The organism is Gemmobacter aquaticus (assembly GCF_007859075.1).
GTDB lineage: Bacteria > Pseudomonadota > Alphaproteobacteria > Rhodobacterales > Rhodobacteraceae > Gemmobacter > Gemmobacter aquaticus.
On the sequence record NZ_VOAK01000013.1, the window covers coordinates 1 to 2,238 of the forward strand.

The window sequence follows — 2,238 nt, forward strand, 5'->3', positions numbered from 1 at the left end:
TCGCGCAGGTCCTGCGTCAGGCTCTCGGCGCGCGCGTGGACGCGGCCGGGATCGAGGCGCTGGCCCGAAGGCTTCTGGGCGCGAGCCTCGCCGCCGTCGATGCGCTGGTCCGCTCGGCAAAATCCGCAGCGCGGCAGGGTGGTCGGGATCTGGCGCTTGTCGATCTGGAGGGCGCCATCCCCGGCCCGCAACCGAACCCGGCTGCCGAATGGCGGATCGCCGTGCATGAGGCCGGTCATGCGGTGGTCGCGCATCTTCTGCGCCGCAGTGAGGTAACGCGGCTCTCCATGGGGCCGGAGGGTGGCCTCACCGAGCGGGAGCTCGTCGACTGGGAGGGTCTGGAGACCGAGTTCGACGATCATCTGGCGACCGATCTGGCCGGTCGCGCAGCAGAGCGTGTGGTGCTGGGCACGGTCTCTGGCGGTGCGGGCGGCACGCGGCACTCCGATCTCGCGCAGGCCACCCGGCTCGCGCTCAGGCTCGAGACGCAGATGGGCCTTGGCGCCCTCGGCCCGGTCTGGGTCGAGGAGACCGGCTATCGCGATCCGGACCTCTACCGCCGCATCCGGGCGCGGCTCGAGACGGCGGAGGCACGGGCCGCCAGCCTGATCACCGCGCACCTTCCCGCACTGCTGGCGCTGGCCCGTGCGCTTCTGGCCGAGCGGGAGCTCGCGGGCGCAGGCCTCGCAGCGCTGCTGGCCGCGCTTGATGCACCGGACGACCCCACCGCCTGCGCGCGGGCGGGATGAGGGCGGCGCGCCGCGCGCCGATGGACCAGCACAAAAGGAGACACCCGTGATGTCCGCTATCGCCCAGCCCCTGACCATTGCCCGGATCGCCCTCGCCCTGTCGCAGGTCGAATACCCACTCCCGCCCGCGCTCTATCCCGACCTTCCCCTGATCGAGGACTGGCTCTGTCTGCAGGACGGTCTCATCTTGCGCGTCCATGGCCGGATCCATGAGGCAGCAGCGCCCGCGCGTCCCCGCCTCAGCGCCGCGGTCATCGCGGTGGAGACCGCCCCCGGGCGCATCATTCGCTGCGTCGATGGCGACTACCGCCTGGGCCAGCCCCACGCGCTCCCCGCAGAGACGCAGGCCGATGGACCCACGCCCCCCCGGCGGCTGCTCAGCTGGGAGCGGTTCTGCCGCCGCGTGGACCTGGTGCAGGCCCTGCTGCAGCGGCAGGTCGAGGGGACGGGATAAGGCCTCGTCCCCTGCGCCACCGCCATCACCCCCGACACTCTCCCCTCGCACGATCGAAAGCTATGCTGATGAAGCTCCTTGTTCTCGCAGACCTCCACCTTGACGAGATCAGCGACCGCGACCTCCTCGATCATCTTGGCGATGAGATCCGGGATGCGGCCAGGGGCGTCGAGGCGCTGATCATCGCCGGCGATCTGGCCGAGGTAGCGGCGCGCAAATGGCCCCATGCCCTCCGCTGGCTCGGGTCGCTGGTCCCCGCCGCGCGCACGGTCCTCATCCCCGGCAACCACGACTACTACGGCGAGAATCTCTCGACCGTCGACGCCGAGCTGGACCGGATCTGCAGTGAGGCGGGCTGCCGCTTCGGTCAGTGCCAACGGCTGGAGATTGGCGATGTGCGTATCCTGATGACGACGCTCTGGACCGACATGCGTCTCTTCGCCGCCGCAGGTGACGCGGCCGTCGCCGAGGCGCTCTGGAATGCCCGGAAGATGCCAGACTATGGCTATGGTTCCATCGTCATTGGCAGCCCGGAGCGAGAGTTGAAGCCGCAGGATACCGTGCGTGTCCATCAGACCCAGCTGGGCTGGCTGACCGCGGAACTTGCCCAGCCGTGGAGCGGCAAGACCGTTGTCGTCACCCACCACGCGCCGTCCGGGTCGGTCGCGGGCCCCATCACACCGCTCTCGCCCTGCTTTGCATCCGATCTCGACGCGCTGATCGATCGCTACCGCCCGGATCTCTGGGTCTTCGGCCATACCCATCGATGGGCCGAGGTCCGGATGCCGGGCGGCACGCTGCTGCGCAATGTCTCCGTCGATCGGCTATGAACACGAGTTCCGCCCCGGCGATGTCCGCGCGCGGGTCCGGCGCGGGCTGATCGACCTCGATCAGATCAGGACGGGGAGGTGAGCATCATGGCGCGCAGAGACAGGCGGGCGCTCGACGATCATCGAACGGTCCTGCGCGTCCCCCGCTTTTTTGCCCGTCGGGCCTGCCAATGCCCTTCCGTGAAGACCTTGCCGTCGCACAGCC

2 protein-coding genes and 1 pseudogene are annotated in these 2,238 nt (G+C 69.7%); all 3 read left to right on the forward strand.

Features of this window, described 5'->3' with window-relative positions:
* Positions 1-749 (forward strand): annotated as a pseudogene (locus FQU74_RS09640) (AAA family ATPase); the annotation flags it as partial.
* A 49-nt stretch (positions 750-798) separates the two neighbouring features.
* Positions 799-1,203, forward strand: coding sequence for a hypothetical protein (locus tag FQU74_RS09645; RefSeq protein WP_146286268.1), 405 nt, complete (start codon positions 799-801; stop codon positions 1,201-1,203).
* Positions 1,204-1,271: 68 nt separating this feature from the next.
* Positions 1,272-2,033 carry a metallophosphoesterase family protein gene (locus FQU74_RS09650; protein WP_158635571.1) on the forward strand — a complete coding sequence of 254 codons (762 nt, stop codon included), beginning with the start codon at positions 1,272-1,274 and terminating at the stop codon, positions 2,031-2,033.
* The last annotated feature ends 205 nt before the right edge of the window (positions 2,034-2,238 follow it).

Coding starts and splice junctions, on each gene's coding strand:
- FQU74_RS09650 (WP_158635571.1), top strand. CDS start 1,272: ATGAAGCTCCTTGTTCTCGCAGACCTCCACCTTGACGAGATCAGCGAC.
- FQU74_RS09645 (WP_146286268.1), top strand. CDS start 799: ATGTCCGCTATCGCCCAGCCCCTGACCATTGCCCGGATCGCCCTCGCC.